Origin of the sequence: Bradyrhizobium sp. STM 3562 (genome assembly GCF_045571435.1) — a bacterium.
In the GTDB taxonomy this organism is placed as follows: domain Bacteria; phylum Pseudomonadota; class Alphaproteobacteria; order Rhizobiales; family Xanthobacteraceae; genus Bradyrhizobium.
Map to the genome: position 1 here is coordinate 8,131,322 of NZ_CP120694.1, position 20,012 is coordinate 8,151,333.

General features: G+C 63.8%; 15 protein-coding genes. 8 read left to right on the forward strand and 7 right to left on the reverse strand.

Annotated elements, in window-relative coordinates; genetic code table 11:
- Nucleotides 1-3: 3 nt before the first annotated feature.
- Nucleotides 4-954, forward strand: a complete 951-nt coding sequence (nudC, locus tag P6U23_RS37590) for an NAD(+) diphosphatase (RefSeq protein ID WP_407177320.1) — start codon at nucleotides 4-6, stop codon at nucleotides 952-954.
- A 194-nt stretch (nucleotides 955-1,148) separates the two neighbouring features.
- Nucleotides 1,149-1,658: an Lrp/AsnC family transcriptional regulator gene (locus tag P6U23_RS37595; protein ID WP_407177321.1), complete on the forward strand. Its 510-nt coding sequence runs from the start codon at nucleotides 1,149-1,151 to the stop codon at nucleotides 1,656-1,658.
- 182 nt (nucleotides 1,659-1,840) lie between these two features.
- On the opposite strand, the gene P6U23_RS37600 is transcribed toward P6U23_RS37595, so the two are convergent.
- From P6U23_RS37600 to P6U23_RS37615, 4 genes are all read right to left on the reverse strand, one after another.
- The gene (locus tag P6U23_RS37600) at nucleotides 1,841-3,340 is read right to left on the reverse strand and encodes a phosphomannomutase/phosphoglucomutase (RefSeq protein WP_407177322.1); all 1,500 of its coding nucleotides are present in this window, start codon (nucleotides 3,338-3,340) and stop codon (nucleotides 1,841-1,843) included.
- A 240-nt stretch (nucleotides 3,341-3,580) separates the two neighbouring features.
- Nucleotides 3,581-4,099, reverse strand: a complete 519-nt coding sequence (locus P6U23_RS37605) for a TIGR02281 family clan AA aspartic protease (RefSeq protein WP_407177323.1) — start codon at nucleotides 4,097-4,099, stop codon at nucleotides 3,581-3,583.
- Between the two features lie 148 nt (nucleotides 4,100-4,247).
- On the reverse strand, nucleotides 4,248-6,731 hold the full coding sequence (gene hrpB / locus P6U23_RS37610) for an ATP-dependent helicase HrpB (RefSeq protein WP_407181715.1): 2,484 nt from the start codon (nucleotides 6,729-6,731) through the stop codon (nucleotides 4,248-4,250).
- 219 nt (nucleotides 6,732-6,950) lie between these two features.
- Nucleotides 6,951-8,270, reverse strand: a complete 1,320-nt coding sequence (locus P6U23_RS37615) for a UDP-glucose dehydrogenase family protein (RefSeq protein WP_407177324.1) — start codon at nucleotides 8,268-8,270, stop codon at nucleotides 6,951-6,953.
- Nucleotides 8,271-8,420: 150 nt separating this feature from the next.
- Here P6U23_RS37615 and P6U23_RS37620 point away from each other — a divergent pair, with 150 nt between their 5' ends.
- The 3 genes from P6U23_RS37620 (at nucleotide 8,421) to P6U23_RS37630 (ending at nucleotide 13,567) form a co-directional block, all read left to right on the forward strand.
- A complete protein-coding gene (locus tag P6U23_RS37620) occupies nucleotides 8,421-9,488 on the forward strand; it encodes an acyltransferase family protein (RefSeq protein WP_407177325.1) in 1,068 nt (355 codons plus the stop codon).
- 209 nt (nucleotides 9,489-9,697) lie between these two features.
- The gene (gene polA / locus P6U23_RS37625; protein ID WP_407177326.1) at nucleotides 9,698-12,769 is read left to right on the forward strand and encodes a DNA polymerase I; all 3,072 of its coding nucleotides are present in this window, start codon (nucleotides 9,698-9,700) and stop codon (nucleotides 12,767-12,769) included.
- Nucleotides 12,770-12,931: 162 nt separating this feature from the next.
- Nucleotides 12,932-13,567 (forward strand): LysE family translocator, encoded by a 636-nt coding sequence (locus P6U23_RS37630; protein WP_407177327.1) that lies wholly within the window; start codon nucleotides 12,932-12,934, stop codon nucleotides 13,565-13,567.
- A gap of 222 nt (nucleotides 13,568-13,789) precedes the next feature.
- Here P6U23_RS37630 and P6U23_RS37635 read toward each other — a convergent pair whose 3' ends face one another.
- Nucleotides 13,790-14,416, reverse strand: a complete 627-nt coding sequence (locus P6U23_RS37635; protein WP_407177328.1) for a glutathione S-transferase family protein — start codon at nucleotides 14,414-14,416, stop codon at nucleotides 13,790-13,792.
- A gap of 206 nt (nucleotides 14,417-14,622) precedes the next feature.
- Here P6U23_RS37635 and pyrE point away from each other — a divergent pair, with 206 nt between their 5' ends.
- Both pyrE and P6U23_RS37645 read left to right on the forward strand, forming a co-directional pair.
- A complete protein-coding gene (gene pyrE / locus P6U23_RS37640; protein WP_407177329.1) occupies nucleotides 14,623-15,186 on the forward strand; it encodes an orotate phosphoribosyltransferase in 564 nt (187 codons plus the stop codon).
- A 289-nt stretch (nucleotides 15,187-15,475) separates the two neighbouring features.
- Complete coding sequence (locus tag P6U23_RS37645) at nucleotides 15,476-16,255, forward strand: DUF2865 domain-containing protein (protein WP_407177330.1); 780 nt, start codon at nucleotides 15,476-15,478, stop codon at nucleotides 16,253-16,255.
- Nucleotides 16,256-16,361: 106 nt separating this feature from the next.
- Here the strand turns inward: P6U23_RS37645 and P6U23_RS37650 are convergent, their stop codons facing one another.
- Both P6U23_RS37650 and P6U23_RS37655 read right to left on the reverse strand, forming a co-directional pair.
- Entirely contained in the window at nucleotides 16,362-16,793 is a 432-nt protein-coding gene (locus tag P6U23_RS37650) for a hypothetical protein (RefSeq protein ID WP_407177331.1), read from the reverse strand.
- 188 nt (nucleotides 16,794-16,981) lie between these two features.
- Nucleotides 16,982-17,209 carry a hypothetical protein gene (locus P6U23_RS37655; RefSeq protein ID WP_407177332.1) on the reverse strand — a complete coding sequence of 76 codons (228 nt, stop codon included), beginning with the start codon at nucleotides 17,207-17,209 and terminating at the stop codon, nucleotides 16,982-16,984.
- Between the two features lie 199 nt (nucleotides 17,210-17,408).
- Here P6U23_RS37655 and P6U23_RS37660 point away from each other — a divergent pair, with 199 nt between their 5' ends.
- Nucleotides 17,409-19,925 (forward strand): glycogen/starch/alpha-glucan phosphorylase, encoded by a 2,517-nt coding sequence (locus P6U23_RS37660; RefSeq protein ID WP_407177333.1) that lies wholly within the window; start codon nucleotides 17,409-17,411, stop codon nucleotides 19,923-19,925.
- Nucleotides 19,926-20,012 lie beyond the last annotated feature (87 nt).

The window sequence follows — 20,012 nt, forward strand, 5'->3', positions numbered from 1 at the left end:
AACATGTCCGCATCTGATTCGTTTCCGCTGGGAAAGCCGGCGTTCGTCGGCAACATCCTCGATCGGGCGGCGCATCTGCGCACAAACGAGCAGAAGCTGCTATCGCTGGAGAGCGATCCCAGGGCGCGCGCCTATGTCGTCTCTCGCGATTCGCTGGTGGTGAAGCGGGAGGGTGAGGCGTCGCGGGCGCTGCTCACCATCAACGAGGCGCTCACATTCGGCGCCAATCCGGGTACGGTGTTTTTGGGCCTGCGCGACGGCGCGCCCGTGTTCGGCATGGGCATCGCGCCGCAGGCCGCCGAAAAGCTGATCGGCCGCGAGGATGTGGCCGTGAGCGAGCTGCGCGGCATGGCGATGCAGGGGACGATTCCGCCTGAACAACTATCGGCGGTCGCGGCGGCGAAATCGCTCGTCACCTGGCACCAGCGCCACGGTTTTTGCGCCAATTGCGGCGCGCGGACCGCGATGCGCGAAGGCGGCTGGAAGCGCGAATGTCCGGCTTGCAAGACCGAGCATTTTCCCCGCACCGACCCGGTCGTGATCATGATGGTGGCCAAGGGCGACAAATGCCTGATGGGGCGGCAGTCGCGTTTCATGCCCGGCATGTATTCCTGCCTCGCCGGCTTCGTCGAAGCCGCCGAGACGATCGAGGACGCGGTCAAGCGCGAGGTCTTCGAGGAAGCCGGCATCCGCTGCGCCGACGTCGCTTACTACATGACGCAGCCTTGGCCGTATCCGTCGTCGCTGATGATCGGCTGCACCGCGCGCGCCCTCAATGAAGACATTGTGATCGATCGGTCGGAACTGGAGGATGCGCGCTGGTTCGACCGCGACGAAGCGCGCTTGATGCTCACGCGCCAACACCCCGACGGACTTGCCGGGCCGCATCCCTTCGCCATCGCGCACCATCTCTTGGGGCGCTGGCTGCAAGAGGGCGACAACGCCACGCGATAGTGGAGAAGCCCGCAGCGTGACCACACCATCATACCGCAGAGCAGCGCGGTGGCGCTTACGCGTGAACGACGCGAAAGCGCTTGGGCGTCAGTGCCGGCTTGGCCGTCCGGCCCGGATGCCAAGATGATGGGCTTGCTATAGAAGATTTTTCTCTATATGAGAATTACAGGTCCCACATATGGAACTTTATTCTCATGAGCGAGCTCGCCGTCCAACTTCCCAACGAACATGGCCGCCGCCTGGACGCCATCGACCGCAAGATCCTGATGGTACTCCAGGAGGATGCTTCCCTGTCCGTCGCCGAGATTGGCGACCGTGTGGGGCTGTCGTCGACGCCGTGCTGGAAGCGCATTCAGCGGCTTGAGGCCGATGGCGTCATCCTGCGCCGGGTCGCGCTGGTCGACCAGAACAAGATCGGGCTCGGGATCACGGTGTTCGTCTCCGTAGAGAGCTCCGATCATTCCGAAGCTTGGCTGAAGAAATTCGCCGAAGCGGTCAGCGCCATGCCCGAGGTGATGGAGTTTTACCGCATGGCCGGCGATGTCGACTACATGCTGCGCGTCGTGGTCGCGGACATGCAGAGCTACGACGTGTTCTACAAGAAGCTGATCGCGACCGTGCCGCTGAAGAACGTCACCTCGCGCTTTGCGATGGAGAAGATCAAGTCCGTGACCGCGCTGCCGGTGCCGGCGGTGGCGGCTTGATCGCCGCCTCTCTGCCGTCATCGCCCGCCACCGGGTCTCGCCTTCGGCGAGCCCGATGACAGGCTCCAGCGGGCGATCCAGTATTCCAGAGACGGCCGTTATAGATCGAGAGAGCGCGGCGTACTGGATGCCCCGCCTGCGCGGGGCATGACGAGTGGGGGCTGGGGCGCCAGCGCGAGCTTTCAAATCTTCTGATTGTACTCGCCCACCTCGGGGTGGGTGCGCAGCACCTTGTCGACGACTTCGAACATGTCGCGCATGCGCTGCTCGGAGACCGGGCTTTCGACCACGACCACCAGCTCCGGCTTGTTCGAGGAGGCACGCACCAGCCCCCAGCTCCCGTCCTCCACGGTGACGCGGACGCCATTGACCGTAACGAGATCGCGGATCTTCTGGCCTGCGACCGGCTCGCCCTTCTTCTGCAAATCCTGGAAATGCTTCACGACCGCGTCGACCACGCCATATTTGGCTTCGTCCGCGCAATGCGGCGACATGGTCGGCGATGACCAGGTCTTCGGCAGCGCGTTCTTCAGGTCCGCCATCGACTTGCCCGGCGCGCGATCGAGCATCTCGCAGATTGCGATCGCCGACACCAGCCCGTCGTCATAGCCGCGGCCGAATGGCTTGTTGAAGAAGAAGTGGCCGGACTTTTCGAAGCCCGCGAGCGCGCCGAGCTCGTTGGTGTGGCGCTTCATGTAGGAATGGCCGGTCTTCCAGTAGGTCGTCGTCGCGCCCTGTTTTTGCAGCACCGGATCGGTGACGAAGAGCCCGGTCGACTTCACGTCGACGACGAATTGCGCATCCTTGTGGATCGCCGACATATGGCGCGCCAGCATCACGCCGACCTTGTCGGCGAAGATCTCTTCGCCCTCGTTGTCGACGACGCCGCAGCGGTCGCCGTCGCCGTCGAAGCCCAAGCCCACATCGGCCTTGTGCGCCAGCACCGCGTCGCGGATCGCGTGCAGCATGTGCAGGTCTTCGGGGTTCGGATTGTATTTGGGGAAGGTGTAGTCGAGCTCGGTATCGAGCGGCACCACCTCGCAGCCGATCGCCTCCATCACCTGCGGCGCGAATGCGCCCGCGGTGCCGTTGCCGCAGGCCACGACCACCTTGAGCTTGCGCTTCAGCTTGGTCCGCTTGGTCAGATCGGCGATGTAGCGCGCTGGAAAATTCTCGTGGAATTGATAGGAGCCGCCCGCCTCGGTCTTGAACGCGGACGAGAGCACGATCTCCTTCAGCCGCCCCATCTCGTCGGGACCGAAGGTGAGCGGACGATTGGCGCCCATCTTCACGCCGGTCCAGCCATTGTCGTTATGTGAGGCCGTCACCATGGCGACACAGGGGACGTCGAGCTCGAACTGCGCAAAATACGCCATCGGCGTCAGCGCGAGGCCGATGTCGTGCACCTTGCAACCTGCCGCCATAAGTCCGGAAATCAGCGCATATTTGATTGAGGCCGAATATCCGCGGAAATCGTGCCCCGTGACGATCTCCTTCCTGGCGCCGAGTTCCGCGATCAGCGTCCCCAACCCCATGCCCAGCGCCTGCACGCCCATCAGGTTGATTTCCTTGTTGAACAGCCAGCGCGCGTCATATTCGCGGAAGCCGGTCGGCTTCACCATCGGCTCGGATTCAAAGGCATAGGTGTTGGGCAGGAGTACCGGCTTCGGCGTGGGAAACATGAAATCGACCTCGTCGTGAACGCGAACTTCAGTCTAGCGCAGCGGCAGCGAATAGATAGCCGCCGCGGAAGGCGGGATTATCAGTTTGTGATGACTATAATTCAGGCGGATTTGCGAGTTCACTTGGCTGTCATCGTCCGCGAAAGCGGACGATCCAGTATTCCAGAGGCTTCTGACTACCGGAAAAGCCGCAGCGTACCGGATGCCCTGGTCAAGCCTGGGGCATGACGAAGAGGAGCCTTACTGCTGCAGCACCAACTGGCCGTTGCTGTATTCAAAGCGCTTCAGGCGCGACAGGAACGATAGCCCCAAGAGGTTCTCCGACAGCGCCTCGTCGGGCAGCACCAGGGCATCGACATCGCGCAGCACGAGCCCGCCGACATCGATCATGGCAAGGCGAGTGCGCGCGCCCTTGATCGTGCCGTTGGCGGTGGCGACATTGGCGGTGTAGTCGTTGCGCGACGGATGCAGACCGAAGCGCGCGGCCGAACTCTCGTTCACAGCCACCACCGACGCGCCGGTATCGACCATGAAATCGATCCGTTGCCCGTTGATGCGCGCCCCGGTGAGGAAATGACCGCGGCTGTCGCGTGCAATGGCAAGGCTACGGGAGCCGGCCGCCACGGGCGCCTCGACCGCGACGGCTTGGCTGACGACGGGTGTAGCGGAGGCAGGCTGTGGCGCCATCTTGGCGGCGATATCGGCCATGAAGACGCCGAGTCCGCCGATGACCGCCGCAAACACCATCAGATTACGCATGACGCTACAACTCGCGTTTCAAGCCGGGTAATTTCATCACGCCGGCCGCAACACGGCGACGGTCCGGCGAGCCATTTTCGCGAAAAGTGTGAGCGAAAGGTTAACGTCCTTCTCGCCTCTCCCTGCGAGAGCGGGGCGAGGCAGAAGATCAGGTTCCCCGCGGTTTCACCCGGCGCGTTGGTGGCGCATTGGCGGGATCCTCCGGCCAGGGGTGGCGGGGATACCGGCCGCGCAAATCCGAACGCACGGCGGCATAGCTGCCGCGCCAAAAGCCCGGCAGGTCGCGCGTGATCTGCACGGGGCGCTGCGCAGGCGACAGCAATTCAATCACCAGCGGCACCGCGCCACCCGCGATCGAGGGATGGGTGTTGAGCCCAAACAGTTCCTGCAGGCGCACGGCAATGGTCGGCCCCTGCTCGGCCTCGTAATCGACCACAACTTGCGTGCCGGTCGGCGCCTCGAAATGCGTCGGCGCCTCGCGCTCGAGCCGGGCGCGCAAATCCCACGGCAACAACGCCATCAAGGCTTCCGACAGATCGCCGGCGGAAAGATCCCTCAGCGACGTCTTGTCATAAAGCGCGCCCACCAGCCAATCCTCACGCCGCGCGGCAAGGGCGTCATCCGACAGATCCGGCCAGGGGTCGCCTTCGGCCTTGCGCAAGAACATCACGCGGTCGCGCCACTGTTTTGCGGCCTTGGACCACGGCAATTTGTCGAGGCCGACGGCGATGATGCCGTCGGCGAAAATGCGCGCGGTCTCGGCTGAAGGCGTGAGCGCCAGCGGAGCCTCCGAGAGCGTCACGGCATGCAGGCGGCGTCGGCGCCGCGCCCGCAATCCGAGTGCATTGCGATCGAAGCTGATCTCATCCGCGGTTTCGATCTGATCGGCGAAATGTAGTTCGATCTCTCCTTGCGTGATCGGCGCCGCCAGCAGGATGCGCCCGCTGGCCGCCGCGCCCGTGAGCTCTCCAACCGCGATATAGGGCGCGCGGGCCAGTGAAGAGGCTTGATCGACGCCGGCGCCGCGGCCATTGGCGAGCACGAAACTGCCGTTGCCGCGATTGCGCGCGATGCGATCGGGGAAGGCGAAGGCGAGCATGACGCCGGTCGACAAATCCGCCTCCCCTCGCGGCGCGGCGGACGGCGAGGACGACTTGACTTGCGCGGCCCAGCGGCGGGCGAGATCGCGGGCGCTGGACGCGCGCGGCGCACGGTCGCGGCGGAACTGCTCGAGCCTGGCATCCAGATCGACGCTGTCGCCGCCAAGCCCGCGCTCGGTGAGAATGGCGGCGATGTCCGCTGCCGGCTCGGCCGAGCCGAAGCGCTCGGAGTCCACGATCATGCGCGCGAGCCGCGGTGGCAGCGCCAGCGCACGCAGGCTTTGGCCTTCGGCCGTGATGCGGCCATCGGCATCGAGCGCGCCGAGCTCGGACAGCAGGCTCCTCGCCTCCTTCAACGCGGGCGCAGGCGGCGGATCCAGAAACGGCAGCGTGGTCGGATCAGCAACGCCCCATTGCGCGACGTCCAACACGAGCGACGAGAGGTCCGCGCTCAGGATTTCCGGCTGGGTGAAAGGCGCAAGCGAGGCGGTCTGCGGCTCGTCCCAGAGACGATAGCAGATGCCGGTCTCGGTGCGGCCGGCACGGCCACGGCGCTGATCGACGGCGGCGCGCGAGGCGCGCACGGTCTCCAGCCGCGTCAGCCCGATATCCGGCTCGTAGCGCGGCACGCGCGCCAGCCCGGAATCCACGACAATGCGGACGCCCTCGATCGTCAGCGACGTCTCCGCAATCGAGGTCGCCAGCACCACCTTGCGGCGGCCTTTTGGTGCGGGCGCAATGGCGCGGTCCTGAACGCTTGCGTCGAGCGCACCGAACAGCGGCACGATCTCGATTCCCGCATCCTGGATGCGCTCTTTCAATGCTGTTTCGACGCGACGGATTTCGGCCGCGCCCGGCAGGAAGGCCAGCACAGAGCCGGGATCGGCGCGTAGCGCGGTGATGATGGCGTCCGCCATCTGCCGTTCCATCGGCACATCTGGCTTGCGGCCGAGATAGCGAGTCTCGACCGGAAAAGCGCGGCCTTCGCTGGCAATGACCGGCGCATCGCCGAGCAGTTTCGCCACCCACGCGCCGTCCAGCGTGGCGGACATCACGAGCAGCCGCAAATCCTCGCGCAGGCCCGTTTGCGCATCGCGCGCCAGCGCGAGGCCCAGATCGGCGTCGAGCGAGCGTTCGTGAAATTCGTCGAACAGCACCGCCGCGACACCATTGAGTTCGGGATCGTCGAGGATCTGCCGCGAGAAGATGCCTTCGGTGACGACCTCGATCCTGGTGGCGCGCGAGACTTTCGAGCCGAAGCGAACGCGGTAGCCGACGGTCTCGCCCGCACGCTCGCCAAGCGTCTTCGCCATGCGCTCGGCACTGGCGCGCGCGGCGATGCGCCGGGGCTCGAGCACGATGATCCTCTTGCCCTTGGCCCAGGGCGCATCGAGCAGCACGAGCGGCACCCGGGTGGTCTTGCCCGCGCCAGGCGGCGCGACCAGCACGGCGGCGCTGGTCCTGGCCAGCGTATCCGAGAGCTGGTCGAGAACCGCGTCGATCGGGAGGGGCGTGTCGAAGCTGCGGGGCAAAAGTCTCACCGTTCGTCATGCCTGGGCTTATGCAGGGCATCCACGTCTTACACCGTCATTCCGGGATGGTGCGCTAGCCCCAGGCCCGGAATCTCGAGTTTCCGGGTTCGATGCGGAGTTTATCATCGGGCCGGCCAAGAGGCCGGACCCGGTGGCATCGCGCCGGAATGACGGGGTCAACGTCGAGCCGGGACGAGGCCGGCCATGACTGAATCAGCGTCACTTCCCCTTCGCCGAAGGTCGGCCGACGCTTTCGTAAGTGAAGCCGTGCGCGGCCATCTCCTCGGGACGGTAGATATTGCGCAGGTCGACCACGACCGGCTGCGCCATCTCGCGTCGCAGCCGCTCCAGGTCCATGGCGCGATACTGCACCCACTCGGTCACCAGGACCATTGCGTCCGCGCCCTTGGCGCAAGCGTAAGGGTCCTCGCAATATTCGATGTCGGGCAGCTCCTTGCGCGCCTGCTCCATGCCGGCCGGATCATGCGCGCGCACCTTGGCGCCCATGTCGAGCAGGCCCGTGACCAGCGGGATCGACGGCGCCTCGCGCATGTCGTCGGTATCAGGCTTGAAGGTCAACCCGAGCACGGCGATGGTTTTGCCGCGCAAACTTCCGCCCGTGGCGGCCGCGACCTTGCGCGCCATCGCCCGCTTGCGGTTGTCGTTGACGCCGAGCACCGCCTCGACGATGCGAAGCTGCACGTCGTAATCCTGCGCGATCTTGATCAGCGCACGCGTATCCTTGGGGAAGCAGGAGCCGCCGTAGCCTGGACCCGCATGCAGGAATTTGCTGCCGATGCGATTGTCGAGACCGATGCCGCGCGCGACCTCCTGCACGTCGGCGCCGACCTTTTCCGAGAGATCGGCAATCTCGTTGATGAAGGTGATTTTGGTGGCGAGAAAGGCGTTGGCCGCGTATTTGATCAGCTCCGCGGTGCGCCGCGCGGTGAACATCAACGGACCCTGGTTCAGCGACAGCGGTCGGTAGATGTCGGCGAGTACCTTGCGGCCGCGTTCGTCCGAGGTGCCGATCACGATGCGGTCGGGAAACTTGAAGTCGCGGATCGCCGCGCCCTCGCGCAAGAACTCCGGATTGGAGGCGACGACAACGTCCGCGCTCGGATTGGTTTCGCGAATCACCCGCTCGACCTCATCGCCGGTGCCGACCGGCACCGTCGATTTGTTGACCACGACCGTGAAGCCGGAGACGGCACGCGCGATCTCGCGCGCGGCCGCGTAGACGTAAGTGAGATCGGCATGGCCATCGCCGCGACGCGACGGCGTGCCGACGGCGATGAACACCGCATCGGCTTCGGCCACGGGAACGGACAGGTCGGTCGTGAAATCAAGCCGCTTGGCTTTGACGTTGGTCTCGACCAGCGAATCGAGGCCGGGCTCGAAGATCGGTATCTCGCCGCGCTTGAGCGAGGCGATCTTCTCCGCGTCCTTATCCACGCAGGTGACGTTGTGACCGAAGTCCGCAAAGCAGGCTCCGGAAACCAGCCCCACATAGCCAGTGCCGATCATGGCAATTCGCATGAAACAACCACCTCGAATGGTTAACGGGACCGCCTCTTATCCGGCCGCGGCAAGGAAAGCAAAGAATACGGCATGTCGTTTGTATGAATAAAGGGGACAGCAACTGATCGGCCGGATGATGCAAGAATACCGCCTCACAAAGGGACAGCAATGACCAAAATCGGTACAGGGCTCGCACCCACCGGCCCTGCCGCTGGGACCGGCGGACGCGTCGACTGGGTGGACTATGCCAAGGGCATCTGCATCGTCATGGTGGTGATGATGCATTCGGTGCTGGGCGTGGAGAAGGCAACCGGCCAGACCGGCTTCATGCATCTGCTGGTCGCTTTCGCAAAGCCGTTCCGGATGCCGGATTTCTTCCTGATTTCGGGGCTTTTCCTGCCGCTCGTCATCGACCGCGACTGGCGCACTTATCTCGATCGCAAGGTGGTGCACTTCGCCTATTTCTACGTGCTGTGGGTGACCGTCCAGTTCGGCTTCAAGGCGCCTGCGTTTGCCGCCGAATCAAGTTGGACGCAGACCGGCTTGCTGTATCTTGAATCCTTCATCGAGCCGTTCGGCACGCTATGGTTCATTTACCTGCTGCCGATCTTCTTCGTCGTCATAAAACTGACACGGAACGTTTCGCCGCTCCTGATCTGGAGCGTTGCCGCGCTACTTGAGACGCTGTGGATCGGAACCGGCTGGACCGCCATCGACGAATTCTGCGCGCGATTCGTCTACATCTATTCCGGCTATCTGTTCGCCTCTCACGTGTTCGCTTTGTCGAATTGCGCGCGCGCCTATCCGATACGCGCGCTCGCTGCGCTGGCGTTATGGGCGCTGATCGACGGCGGTCTCGTCGCGCTGGGTTTTAGCGAACTGCCTTTGCTATCGCTGATGCTCGGGCTTGCCGGCGCCTGCGCGATCGTGACCATGGGCACGCTGCTCGCGCATGCGCGCCGGCTCGATGCCTTGCGCTTCTGCGGCGAGCATTCGATCGTGATCTATCTTGCGTTCTTCCTGCCGATGGCAGCGACCCGGACGCTGTTGCTCAAGGCAGGCTTGATCGAAGACATCGGCGCGATCTCGCTGATCGTCACGATCGCGGGCGTGGCCGGTGCGCTGCTCATCTGGCGTCTCGCGCTCGCCGTGCACGCCAATTTCCTGTTCGAGCGGCCCGATGCGTTCTGGATCGCACCGAAAAAGCAGCCGACCGCATTGCAGGCGGCGGAGTAGGCTCTCTCGGCGATGTCGTCCCGGCAAAGGCCGGGACCTATAAGCACGAGCGGGAGTTTGTGGCGCGCCGGAGGTAAAAGCTCTCGCAACGACATCTGCCTGGGATATCGGACCCGGACTTTTCCGGGACGACGGAATTTGCTTGTTTGCGAAGCCAAAATACGGCTTCAAAGCCTGTCATTTGCCGCAAAAATTCTTAAATTGGCGCCATGCCCAAAACCTCTCCCAAAGCGACCACCGAAACGCCGGCCGCCGCGAAGGCGGCGGCTCCGAAACCCGTTGCCGCCAAAGCGCTCGGCAAGGGCGACCATGTCTTCCTGGTCGACGGTTCCGGCTACATTTTCCGCGCCTATCACGCGCTGCCGCCCCTGAACCGCAAGTCCGACGGGCTGCAGGTCAATGCCGTGCTCGGCTTCTGCAACATGCTCTGGAAGCTATTGCGGGAGATGCCCGAGGACAATCGGCCGACCCATCTCGCCGTCGTCTTCGACAAGAGCGAAGTCACTTTCCGCAACAAGATCTATGCCGATTACAAATCGCACCGGCCGCCGGCGCCTGACGACCTGATCCCGCAATTTCCGCTGATCCGCTCCGCCGTGCGCGCCTTCGACCTGCCCTGCCTCGAGCAGGCCGGCTTCGAGGCCGACGACCTGATCGCCACTTACGTGCGCCAGGCCTGCGAGCGGGGCGCCACCGCGACCATCGTGTCGTCGGATAAAGACCTGATGCAACTCGTGACCGACTGCGTCACCATGTACGACACGATGAAGGACCGCCGCATCGGCATCGCCGAGGTGCGCGAGAAATTCGGCGTACCGCCGGAGAAGGTGGTCGACGTACAGGCGCTCGCCGGCGATTCCACCGATAATGTGCCGGGCGTGCCCGGGATCGGCGTGAAGACCGCGGCGCAGCTCATCATCGACTATGGCGATCTCGACACGCTGCTGTTGCGCGCGAGCGAGATCAAGCAGCCGAAGCGCCGCGAGGCGCTGATCGAGAACGCCGAGAAGGCGCGGATTTCGCGCCAGCTTGTGCTGCTCGACGACAAGGTCGATCTGGAAGTCCCGCTCGACGACCTCGCCGTGCACGAGCCCGACGCGCGCAAGCTGATTGCGTTTCTGAAGGCGATGGAGTTTTCGTCGCTGACCCGCCGCGTCGCGGAATACGCGCATGTCGACCCCGCAGATGTCGCGCCGGATGAGCTGCTTAAGAGCGGCAATAGATCCACCTCGCCTGCGGCGGAACGCGTGCCGCCGGAAGAGAGCGCCCCGGCTTTGCCTGCGCCGGGCGGCGGCAAAGAGCGGCCCAAGCCGAACGCGGCCGGGCCCAACAAGGCCGCACCGGACAAGAGCGACAAGGCCGCCAGCCTCAAGGGCACGCCGGCTGCGCTTGCGACCGCACGGGCGGAGGCGGCGCGCACTGCCCGCGTTGATCGCAGCAAATATCAGACCATCCAGAGCCTGGACCAGCTCAATGGGTGGCTCGCGCGCGTCCATGACGTCGGCCATTTCGCGATCGAGGCCAAGGCCAATTCGATCGATCCGCTGCAGGCAGAGATCTGCGGCATCGCGCTGGCACTCGCTCCGAACGACGCCTGCTACGTCCCGCTCGCTCACAAGCAGCCCGGCAGCGGTGCCGGCCTGTTCGACGCGGGACTTGCACCCGGCCAGATCAGGGCGACCGACGCGCTGGCCGCGCTGAAGCCCTTGTTGGAGGCCCCCGGGCTGCTCAAGATCGGTTTCAACGTCAAGTTCAATGCGGTGATGTTCGCGCAGGAAGGCATCACCCTGCGCAACTATGACGACGCGCAACTGATGTCCTATGCGCTCGACGCTGGACGCGGCGCGCATGGGCTGGATTCGCTCGCCGAACGCTGGCTCGGCCACGCCATGCTGACCTTTGGCGAACTGACCGGCAGCGGCAAGAACAAGCTCTCGTTCGACCAGGTCGCGATCGACAAGGCCACCGCCTATTCGGCCGAGGACGCCGATGTGATCCTGCGGCTATGGCGCGTGCTGAAACCGCGCCTCGTCGCCGAACGCATGACCGCCGTCTACGAGACCTTGGAGCGCCCATTGGTCGCGGTGTTGGCGCGCATGGAGCGGCGCGGCATCTCGATCGACCGCCAGGTGCTGTCGCGGCTGTCGGGAGACTTTGCCCAGACCGCCGCGCGGGTCGAGGCCGAGCTGCAGGAACTCGCGGGCGAGCCGATCAATGTCGGCAGCCCCAAGCAGATCGGCGATATCATCTTCGGCAAGATGGGTTTGCCCGGCGGTAGCAAGACCAAGACCGGCGCCTGGTCGACCTCGGCGCAGGTGTTGGACGAGCTTGCCGAACAAGGCTACGAGTTTCCGAAGAAGATCCTGGAATGGCGCCAGGTCTCGAAGCTCAAGTCCACCTATACCGATGCGCTGCCGAACTACGTCAATCCACGGACCCATCGCGTGCACACCACCTACGCGCTGGCCGCAACCACGACGGGGCGGCTGTCTTCGAACGAGCCGAACCTGCAGAACATCCCGATCCGCACCGAGGACGGCCGTAAGATCCGCCGCGCGTTTATCGCAACCCCGGGCCACAAGCTGGTCTCGGCCGACTATTCGCAGATCGAGCTGCGGCTGCTCGCCGAGATCGCCGATATCCCCGTGCTGAAGCAGGCCTTCCGCGACGGGCTCGACATTCACGCCATGACGGCATCAGAAATGTTCGGCGTGCCGATCAAGGACATGCCGAGCGAAGTGCGCCGCCGCGCGAAGGCAATCAATTTCGGCATCATCTACGGCATCTCCGCCTTTGGCCTCGCCAACCAGCTCGGCATCGGCCGTGAGGAAGCGTCAGCCTACATCAAGAAGTATTTCGAGCGCTTCCCGGGCATCCGCGCCTATATGGACGAAACAAAGGAGTTCTGCCGCAAGTACGGCTATGTCAGCACGCTGTTCGGCCGCAAGTGCCACTACCCCGAGATCAAGGCGAGCAATGCCTCCGTCCGCTCCTTCAACGAGCGCGCCGCGATCAACGCGCGGTTGCAGGGCACTGCCGCGGATATCATCCGCCGCGCCATGGTGCGGGTCGAGGAGGCACTCACGGACAAGAAACTCTCGGCGCAGATGCTATTGCAGGTGCATGACGAGTTGATCTTCGAGGTGCCCGACGAGGAGGTCGCGGCAACGCTGCCGGTGGTGCAGAAGGTGATGCAGGACGCGCCGTTCCCCGCGGTGCTGCTCTCGGTGCCGCTGCATGTCGATGCCCGTGCCGCCGACAATTGGGACGAGGCGCATTAGCCGTTTATCGAGGGCACTTCACCTCGCCCCGTGCGCGGGGAGAGGGAGTTCGCGCGGCGATTGCTCCGAGCTGGTCGCCTCATATCGGTGCAATTGCGCGATGGTCTCGCTGGATGCCGCAGGTTAGAAAAACGCGGCAAGCTCCATCCCGCGAGTTCGAAAATGCCCGCAACCTCCGCCCTCATCGGCTTCGCCCTGCTCTCCTTCGGTCTCGTGCTGACGCCGGGGCCGAACATGATCTACCTGATCTCGCGCTCGATCACGCAAGGACCGGCGGCCGGTATCGTATCGCTGGGCGGTGTCGCACTCGGCTTCGTGTTCTACATGCTGTGCGCGGCCTTCGGGATCACGGCGCTGCTGTTCGCCGTGCCCTACGCCTATGATGGCTTACGGTTTGCGGGAGCGGCCTATCTGCTCTGGATGGCGTGGCAGGCCATAAAGCCCAACGGACGCTCGCCGTTCCAGGTGAAGAAGCTCGCGGTCGACGGTCCGCGCAAACTGTTCGTGATGGGCCTTGTCACCAACCTGCTCAACCCGAAGATCGCGATGCTGTATCTGGCGCTGTTGCCGCAATTCATCGATCCGGCGTCAGGCAGCGTGCTCGTGCAGTCGCTGGTGCTGGGCACGATCCAGATTTGCATTAGCGTGGGCATCAACGCCCTGATCGCGCTCAGCGCCGGCGGAATCGCGCTGTTTCTGTCCACGCGCCCGACCTGGATGCTCGTTCAGCGCTATCTGATGGGCACGGTGCTGGCCGGACTTGCGGTGCGGATGGCGTTCGAGGCGAAGCGGGCGTGAGGATGCCCCCGCTCGTCAGGCCCCGCAAGTCGGCTTTAACCGACTTGCGCATTCAGTATGCCGATCTCGGGTAAACCCGAGATCGGATGTAGGCGGGGCATCCGGCACCCCGTGGCGTCTCGGCTCAAGCACAACCGCCTCTGGAAGACTGGGTCACCGCTGGAGCCTGTCATCGGGCTTCGCCGAAGGCGAGACCCGGTAGCGGGTGATGACCACCTTCGATCAATCCAGCTTTGCCTCCATGCCGCGCTTCACGCCCGGGCGCGCCATCAGCGTGTTGTACCAGCGCTCCACATTGGGAAAGTCTGACAGCTCGACCTTGTGGCGCGGATGGCGCCAGGCCCAGCCCAGGATCGCGAAATCGGCAACGGAGAGGTCGCCGGCGACGAATTCGCGCCCGGCAAGACGGCGGTCGAGCACGCCGTAAAGCCTTCGCGTCTCCGCCATGAAACGCTTCAGGCCGTAGGCGCGGTCCTGCTCGTCGTCGAGCGCAATGAAGTGATGCACCTGGCCCGGCATCGGGCCGAAGCCGCCCATCTGCCACATCAGCCATTCATAGACCGGGATGCGGTCGATGAGGGGCTTGGGCAGGAACTTTCCAGTCTTCTCGCCGAGATAGAGCAGGATCGCTCCGGATTCGAATATGCTGACCGGCTTACCGTCGGGGCCGTCGGGATCGACGATGGCCGGGATCTTGTTGTTGGGGCTGATCGCCAGAAAATCGGGCGCCATCTGCTCGCCCTTGGTGATGTTCACCGGGATCACCTTGTAGGCCAGCCCCATTTCCTCCAGCGCCACGGAAATCTTGCGGCCATTCGGCGTGTTCCAGGTGTGAAATTCGATGGTCATGTGCTGCCCTTGACGGCCCTTCAGCTCTTGTTCAGACGCGCGTCTGTAGCATCCTTAGCCATTGCTGAGCAAAGCGGCCCGTCGCCTCCCGCCCGAGGGCTGGGGACCGCGCCATTCCTGCGCTGTTGACGGCCGGGATCGGCTCTGGAATGTGCGCGAGAGCGCCGATAGATTGCGCCCGCTGCCGAAATAGCGAGAAAAGAACCTTGTCCAAATCAGCTTCCCGTGCCCGTCTTCACGACATCATCCGCAAGCGCTCGTTCGGCCGCGGCGAAGTCACGCTGGCGTCGGGCCGCAAGAGCGATTTCTATTTCAACCTCAAGCCGACCATGCTCGACCCCGAGGGCGCCGCCTTGCTCGCGGAGCTGACCTTCGAGGCGCTGAAGGACGACCAGCTCGATTATATCGGCGGGCTGGAGATGGGCGCGGTTCCGCTGGCCGGTGCGATCGCGCAGCTTTCCTGGCTGAAGGGCCATCCGATCGCCGCCTTTTTCGTCCGCAAGAAGCCGAAGGAGCATGGTGCACGGCTCGCGATCGAGGGGCTCGCCAAGGGCGAGAGCCTGGAAGGCAAGCGCGTGGTCGTGGTGGAGGACGTTACAACCACCGGCGGTTCGGCGATGAAGGCGGTCGAGGCCCTGCGCGAGACCGGCGCCAATGTCGCGCTGGTCCTGACCATGGTCGACCGCGAGGAAGGCGCGAGCGAAACGTTCGCGGCAGCCGGCCTGCCCTTCCGCTCAATCTATAAGGCTTCGGAATTCTTGAAGGAGTGAGGCTCTCGTCTCCCTCTCCTTGTCCTTACGGGGAGGAGATTGGGTGAGAGGCTCCATCCACGAGCGCCACTCGTGGAGATTTCCCCTTACCCTCCTCACATCGTATGAGGTCAGGCGCCCCTCCCCCGGCACGCAGGGCGAGGTCAAGAGAAAGACGCGCGCCTTTCATTTCTTCCGCACATCGTCGCCACGCTTAGAGCTCATTTACCATCCACGATTTATGGTGAATCCAACCTTGCCGCGTGGCTCGCGTCGCAAGGGAGATTGGCTGCGTCGGGTGGAGTAAGCGTTGGGTACGAAGTTGTCCTTTCGCCGCAGGTTGAGCCGACCCCTCATCGTGGTCGGCATTGCCGGCCCCGTTGCGCTGATGCCAGTGATGGCTTCGGCCGAGGGCTTGCTCGATTTCCTGTTCGGCGCGTTCCAGAAACCGCGCCAGGCTTCGTCGCAAGGGAATTTCTTCGACCCCTTCAACAACAACGCGCAGCCGATACCGCCACGGCCCGTCGTTGCAAGCTCCGGGCCTGCCTTTTGCGTGCGTAGCTGTGACGGCCGGTATTTTCCGCTGACGCGTGGCGGCGCCTCGCCGGTTCAGATGTGCCAGGCCTTCTGTCCCGCGAGCCCGACCAAGGTCTATTTCGGGTCCAGCATCGACAGCGCCTATGCGGCGAACGGTGAGCGCTACGCGGACAGCGAGAACGCCTATGCCTATCGCAAGGCGCTGCGCGCCGATTGTACCTGCAACGGTCGCGATCCCGCAGGGCTCGCGCCGGTGGATCTTGCGCAGGACGGCTCGCTGCGGGCCGGCGACGTGATCGCCACCAGCGAAGGCCTCGTGGCCTATTCCGGGGTCCGCCTCGGCAACGAGCAGACACCCGAGTTCACCCCGGTCGCCTCCTATCCCGGGCTGACCGGCGAGGTCCGTGCCAAGCTGAACGGGCTGAAGGTTGCCCCCGTCCGCGCGGACATGGTCGCAAACGACGGATTCAGCGCCGATGGCGCGCGTGAACCGCCGCCGCCGGTGAGCCCCCCGCCGAAGGCCGCCCCGGACAAGCGAGCGGAAGTGAATTAACGGCCGTCATTCCGGGGCGCGCGAAAGCGCGAGCCCGGAACTAGAGGTCGTGGCGCGAGATTCCGGGTTCGATGCTATTGCATCGCCCCGGAATGACAGACGAAAATCACCGCCCCACGATCACGCCGATCACGTTCGGTGCGGCCAGATATTTCTCCTCGATCGCAGCACGCGCGGCGGTGCGATTTTCCGACGTGAGCAGGCCGCGCTTCTCCGCCAGGATCATCCAGCAATAGCCCCACCAATCCGTGAGCATGCCAGTGTCGTCGACGAGGTCATAACCCTGCTCGGCGGCGAAGATGCGCGCCTGCGCCTCATCGAGCGTATCGAGAAAGGCGTGGTCGGCGGGTGAAAACAATTCGTCGCTGATATCGTCGATGGTGTAGCCCCAGATCGACCGGCAGACGGCGTTGAACTCGCGGTCGATTTCGTCGTCATCGACGAATTTGTGGCGCGAAGCCTGATGCAGCCGCGACAGGCTGCGAGCAAAATCGGCGATCCGGGTCAACGCGAATTGATCGAAGGCGATGGTGGACATGTAGTCCTCGCAAAGTCTGACAGACCATAAATGTTGTGTCGGCGACGCGCCGAATCGATATGATATATCAAAGACTTACTAAATTGTTCTTAATTCGTTCTCAGGACTAAGATTCTCAGAGCTAAATTGTCGTCCTGCTGTTCGCCAAGACGTGATTGACAGGACGTCATTGCTACGCCTGCTCTGCCTCACATATCCGCAAGCATCTTGTCGCCACAGTAATCGGCATAGAACTTCCCGCCGCATTGCTTCTTGATGGCGATGCAGCGGGTTGCTGGTGTGGCGTTGTGCGGAACGCTGAACGCGCAGCTCACGTGGTCAGCGCCGTGCCCGAGCCTGCCGGCAAAGGCGGCACTGGGAACGCTGACGCAGAGTACCAGAAGAAGGGCAGCGATGATCTCGATGGCGAGGCGCATGGCGATCCTCCGAAAAGCCCGACTCCGAGGCTAACCGCGAAGACTAACTCTACCACCGAAAGCAATGGAACCGATGGGCCAGATCGGCCCGGCCCTTGCATAAAAATCATGCATGCGCCGCATTAACCGGGCGGCTACGGGTTACACGCCGGGTCCAACGTGCTTATCATTTGGTGAGTCTTACTGTCAGGATTTGAAGTTGGCGGATCAAACGTTCCACTATCCGGCACCCGGCCAGCCGGTTGATGAACTGGCGCTGGCCGAGATTAAGAGTGCCATTCTCGCAAAGCTGCGGCTTGCCATCGGCAAGGACGCCAGCATGGCGACCAAGCATGATTGGTACACGGCCGCAGCGCTGGCGCTACGCGACCGTATCGTGCATCGCTGGCTGACGGCGGAGAAGCAGAGCTACGACGAGGGCCGCAAGCGGGTCTATTATCTCTCGCTCGAGTTCCTGATCGGCCGTCTCTTCAGCGACGCATTGAACAATATGGGTCTGCTGCAGGTGTTCGAGACCGCGCTCGGCGATCTCGGCGTCGGCCTCGACGATCTGCGCAAATGCGAGCCCGACGCCGCGCTCGGCAATGGCGGCCTGGGGCGGCTGGCCGCCTGTTTCATGGAGAGCATGGCCACGTTGGCGATCCCCGCCATCGGCTACGGCATTCGCTACGACTTCGGCCTGTTTCGCCAGATCATCAACAATGGTTGGCAGCAGGAATATCCCGACGAGTGGCTAAGCTGCGGTAACCCTTGGGAACTGCAACGGCCGGAAGTGGTCTATCACGTCCATTTCGGCGGTGGCGTCGAACATGTCGACGAGAAGGGCCGCGATCGCGCGATCTGGCATCCGGCCGAAACCGTGCAGGCGGTCGCCTACGACACCCCGATCGTCGGCTGGCGCGGCCAGCACGTCAACGCGCTGCGCCTCTGGTCGGCACGCGCGCCCGATCCGCTCAAGCTCGACGTGTTCAACACCGGCGATTATGTCAGCGCCAGCGCCGAGCAGGCGCGCGCCGAAGCGATCTGCAAATTCCTCTACCCGAACGACGAGAGCCCGGCGGGACGCGAGCTCAGGCTGCGGCAGGAATATTTCTTCGTCTCGGCCTCGCTGCAGGATCTGGTCAACCGCCATCTCACCTCGGACGGCTCACTGCGAAGTCTCGCGATGAAGGTGGCGGTGCAGCTCAACGATACGCATCCGAGTCTCGCGGTGGCCGAGCTGATGCGGATCCTGGTCGACCTGCACAATTTCCGCTGGGACGAGGCGTGGAAGATCACGGTCAACACACTGTCCTACACCAACCATACGCTGCTGCCGGAAGCGCTCGAGACCTGGCCGGTCGAGCTGTTCGAGCGGCTGCTACCGCGACACATCGAGATCATCTACCGGATCAACAGCCAGCATTTGGCGCTGGCGGAGCAGCGCTGTCCCGGCGATATCGAATTTCGCGCCTCGGTCTCGCTCATCGACGAGAAGAGCGGCCGCAGGGTGCGGATGGGCCAGCTCGCCTTCGTCGGCTCGCACCGCATCAACGGCGTCTCGGCGATGCATTCCGACCTGATGCGGGAGACCGTGTTCCACGACCTCAACCATCTCTATCCCAGCCGCATCACCAACAAGACCAACGGCATCACCTTCCGCCGCTGGCTGATGCTCGCCAATCCCAAGCTGACCGAACTGTTGCGGGAGGTGTGCGGCGAGGCCGTGCTCGACGATCCGAGCCGGCTGGAACTGCTGGAGGCACGCGCCAGCGACAACGCCTTCCAGCAGCAATTCCGTAATGTGAAACGCCATAACAAGCTGGCGCTGGCCCGTTTGATCAACGAGAGGCTCGGCATCGTGGTCGATTCGACCGCCCTGTTCGACGTCCAGATCAAGCGCATCCACGAATACAAGCGCCAACTCCTCAACATCCTCGAGACCGTGGCGCTCTATCACGCGATCAAGGACAATCCGCAGGCCAATTGGGTGCCGCGGGTCAAGATCTTTGCCGGCAAGGCCGCGGCGAGCTACCGCTACGCCAAGCTGATCATCAAGCTGATCAATGACGTGGCCGAGGTCGTCAACAAGGACCCCGTGATTGCCGATCGCCTGAAGGTCGCCTTCCTGCCCGACTACAATGTCAGCCTCGCCGAGGTGATCATCCCCGCCGCGGATCTGTCCGAGCAGATCTCGACCGCCGGCATGGAGGCCTCCGGCACCGGCAACATGAAGCTCGCGCTCAACGGCGCGGTGACCATCGGCACGCTCGACGGCGCCAACATCGAAATCCGCGAGCATGTCGGGCCCGAGAACATCGCCATCTTCGGCATGGAGGCGATGGACGTGATGGTCCGGCGCAAGCAGGGCCTGGACGCGACCGATATTATCCGCAAGTCGCCGCAGCTTGCGCGCGCCATCAACTCGATCGGCAGCGGTGAGTTCTCGCCGGGCGATCCCGGCCGCTTCGAGTCGATCGCCCACGCGCTGCGTTATCTCGACCATTACATGGTCAGCGCCGATTTCGATTCCTATTACGAGGCGCAGCGCGGCATCGACGCGCGCTGGCAGGTCATGCCGGCCTGGACGCGCGCCAGCATCCTCAATGTGGCGCGGATGGCCTGGTTCTCTTCCGACCGCACCATCCGCGAATATGCCGAGGAAATCTGGCACGTCCCGGTGCATCCCGCCCCCTCGTCGCTATCGCAGACGGATATGCAACGCGGCGCGCGCTGAATTTTTCGGCGCGCGGAAATCGATGACCTCAGAGGTCATTGCATTTGGCAGGATAGCCATCATACTATGCGTGCGCTTGCGCGAAAT

Bases quoted from the DNA above. Each gene is read 5' to 3' on its own strand.
- P6U23_RS37630 (WP_407177327.1), top strand. From the start codon at position 12,932: ATGCCCGCAACCTCCGCCCTCATCGGCTTCGCCCTGCTCTCCTTCGGT.
- P6U23_RS37600 (WP_407177322.1), bottom strand. From the start codon at position 3,340: ATGTTTCCCACGCCGAAGCCGGTACTCCTGCCCAACACCTATGCCTTT.
- P6U23_RS37655 (WP_407177332.1), bottom strand. From the start codon at position 17,209: ATGCGCCTCGCCATCGAGATCATCGCTGCCCTTCTTCTGGTACTCTGC.
- P6U23_RS37635 (WP_407177328.1), bottom strand. From the start codon at position 14,416: ATGACCATCGAATTTCACACCTGGAACACGCCGAATGGCCGCAAGATT.
- P6U23_RS37595 (WP_407177321.1), top strand. From the start codon at position 1,149: ATGAGCGAGCTCGCCGTCCAACTTCCCAACGAACATGGCCGCCGCCTG.
- P6U23_RS37620 (WP_407177325.1), top strand. From the start codon at position 8,421: ATGACCAAAATCGGTACAGGGCTCGCACCCACCGGCCCTGCCGCTGGG.
- polA (WP_407177326.1), top strand. From the start codon at position 9,698: ATGCCCAAAACCTCTCCCAAAGCGACCACCGAAACGCCGGCCGCCGCG.
- P6U23_RS37650 (WP_407177331.1), bottom strand. From the start codon at position 16,793: ATGTCCACCATCGCCTTCGATCAATTCGCGTTGACCCGGATCGCCGAT.
- nudC (WP_407177320.1), top strand. From the start codon at position 4: ATGTCCGCATCTGATTCGTTTCCGCTGGGAAAGCCGGCGTTCGTCGGC.
- P6U23_RS37605 (WP_407177323.1), bottom strand. From the start codon at position 4,099: ATGCGTAATCTGATGGTGTTTGCGGCGGTCATCGGCGGACTCGGCGTC.
- P6U23_RS37615 (WP_407177324.1), bottom strand. From the start codon at position 8,270: ATGCGAATTGCCATGATCGGCACTGGCTATGTGGGGCTGGTTTCCGGA.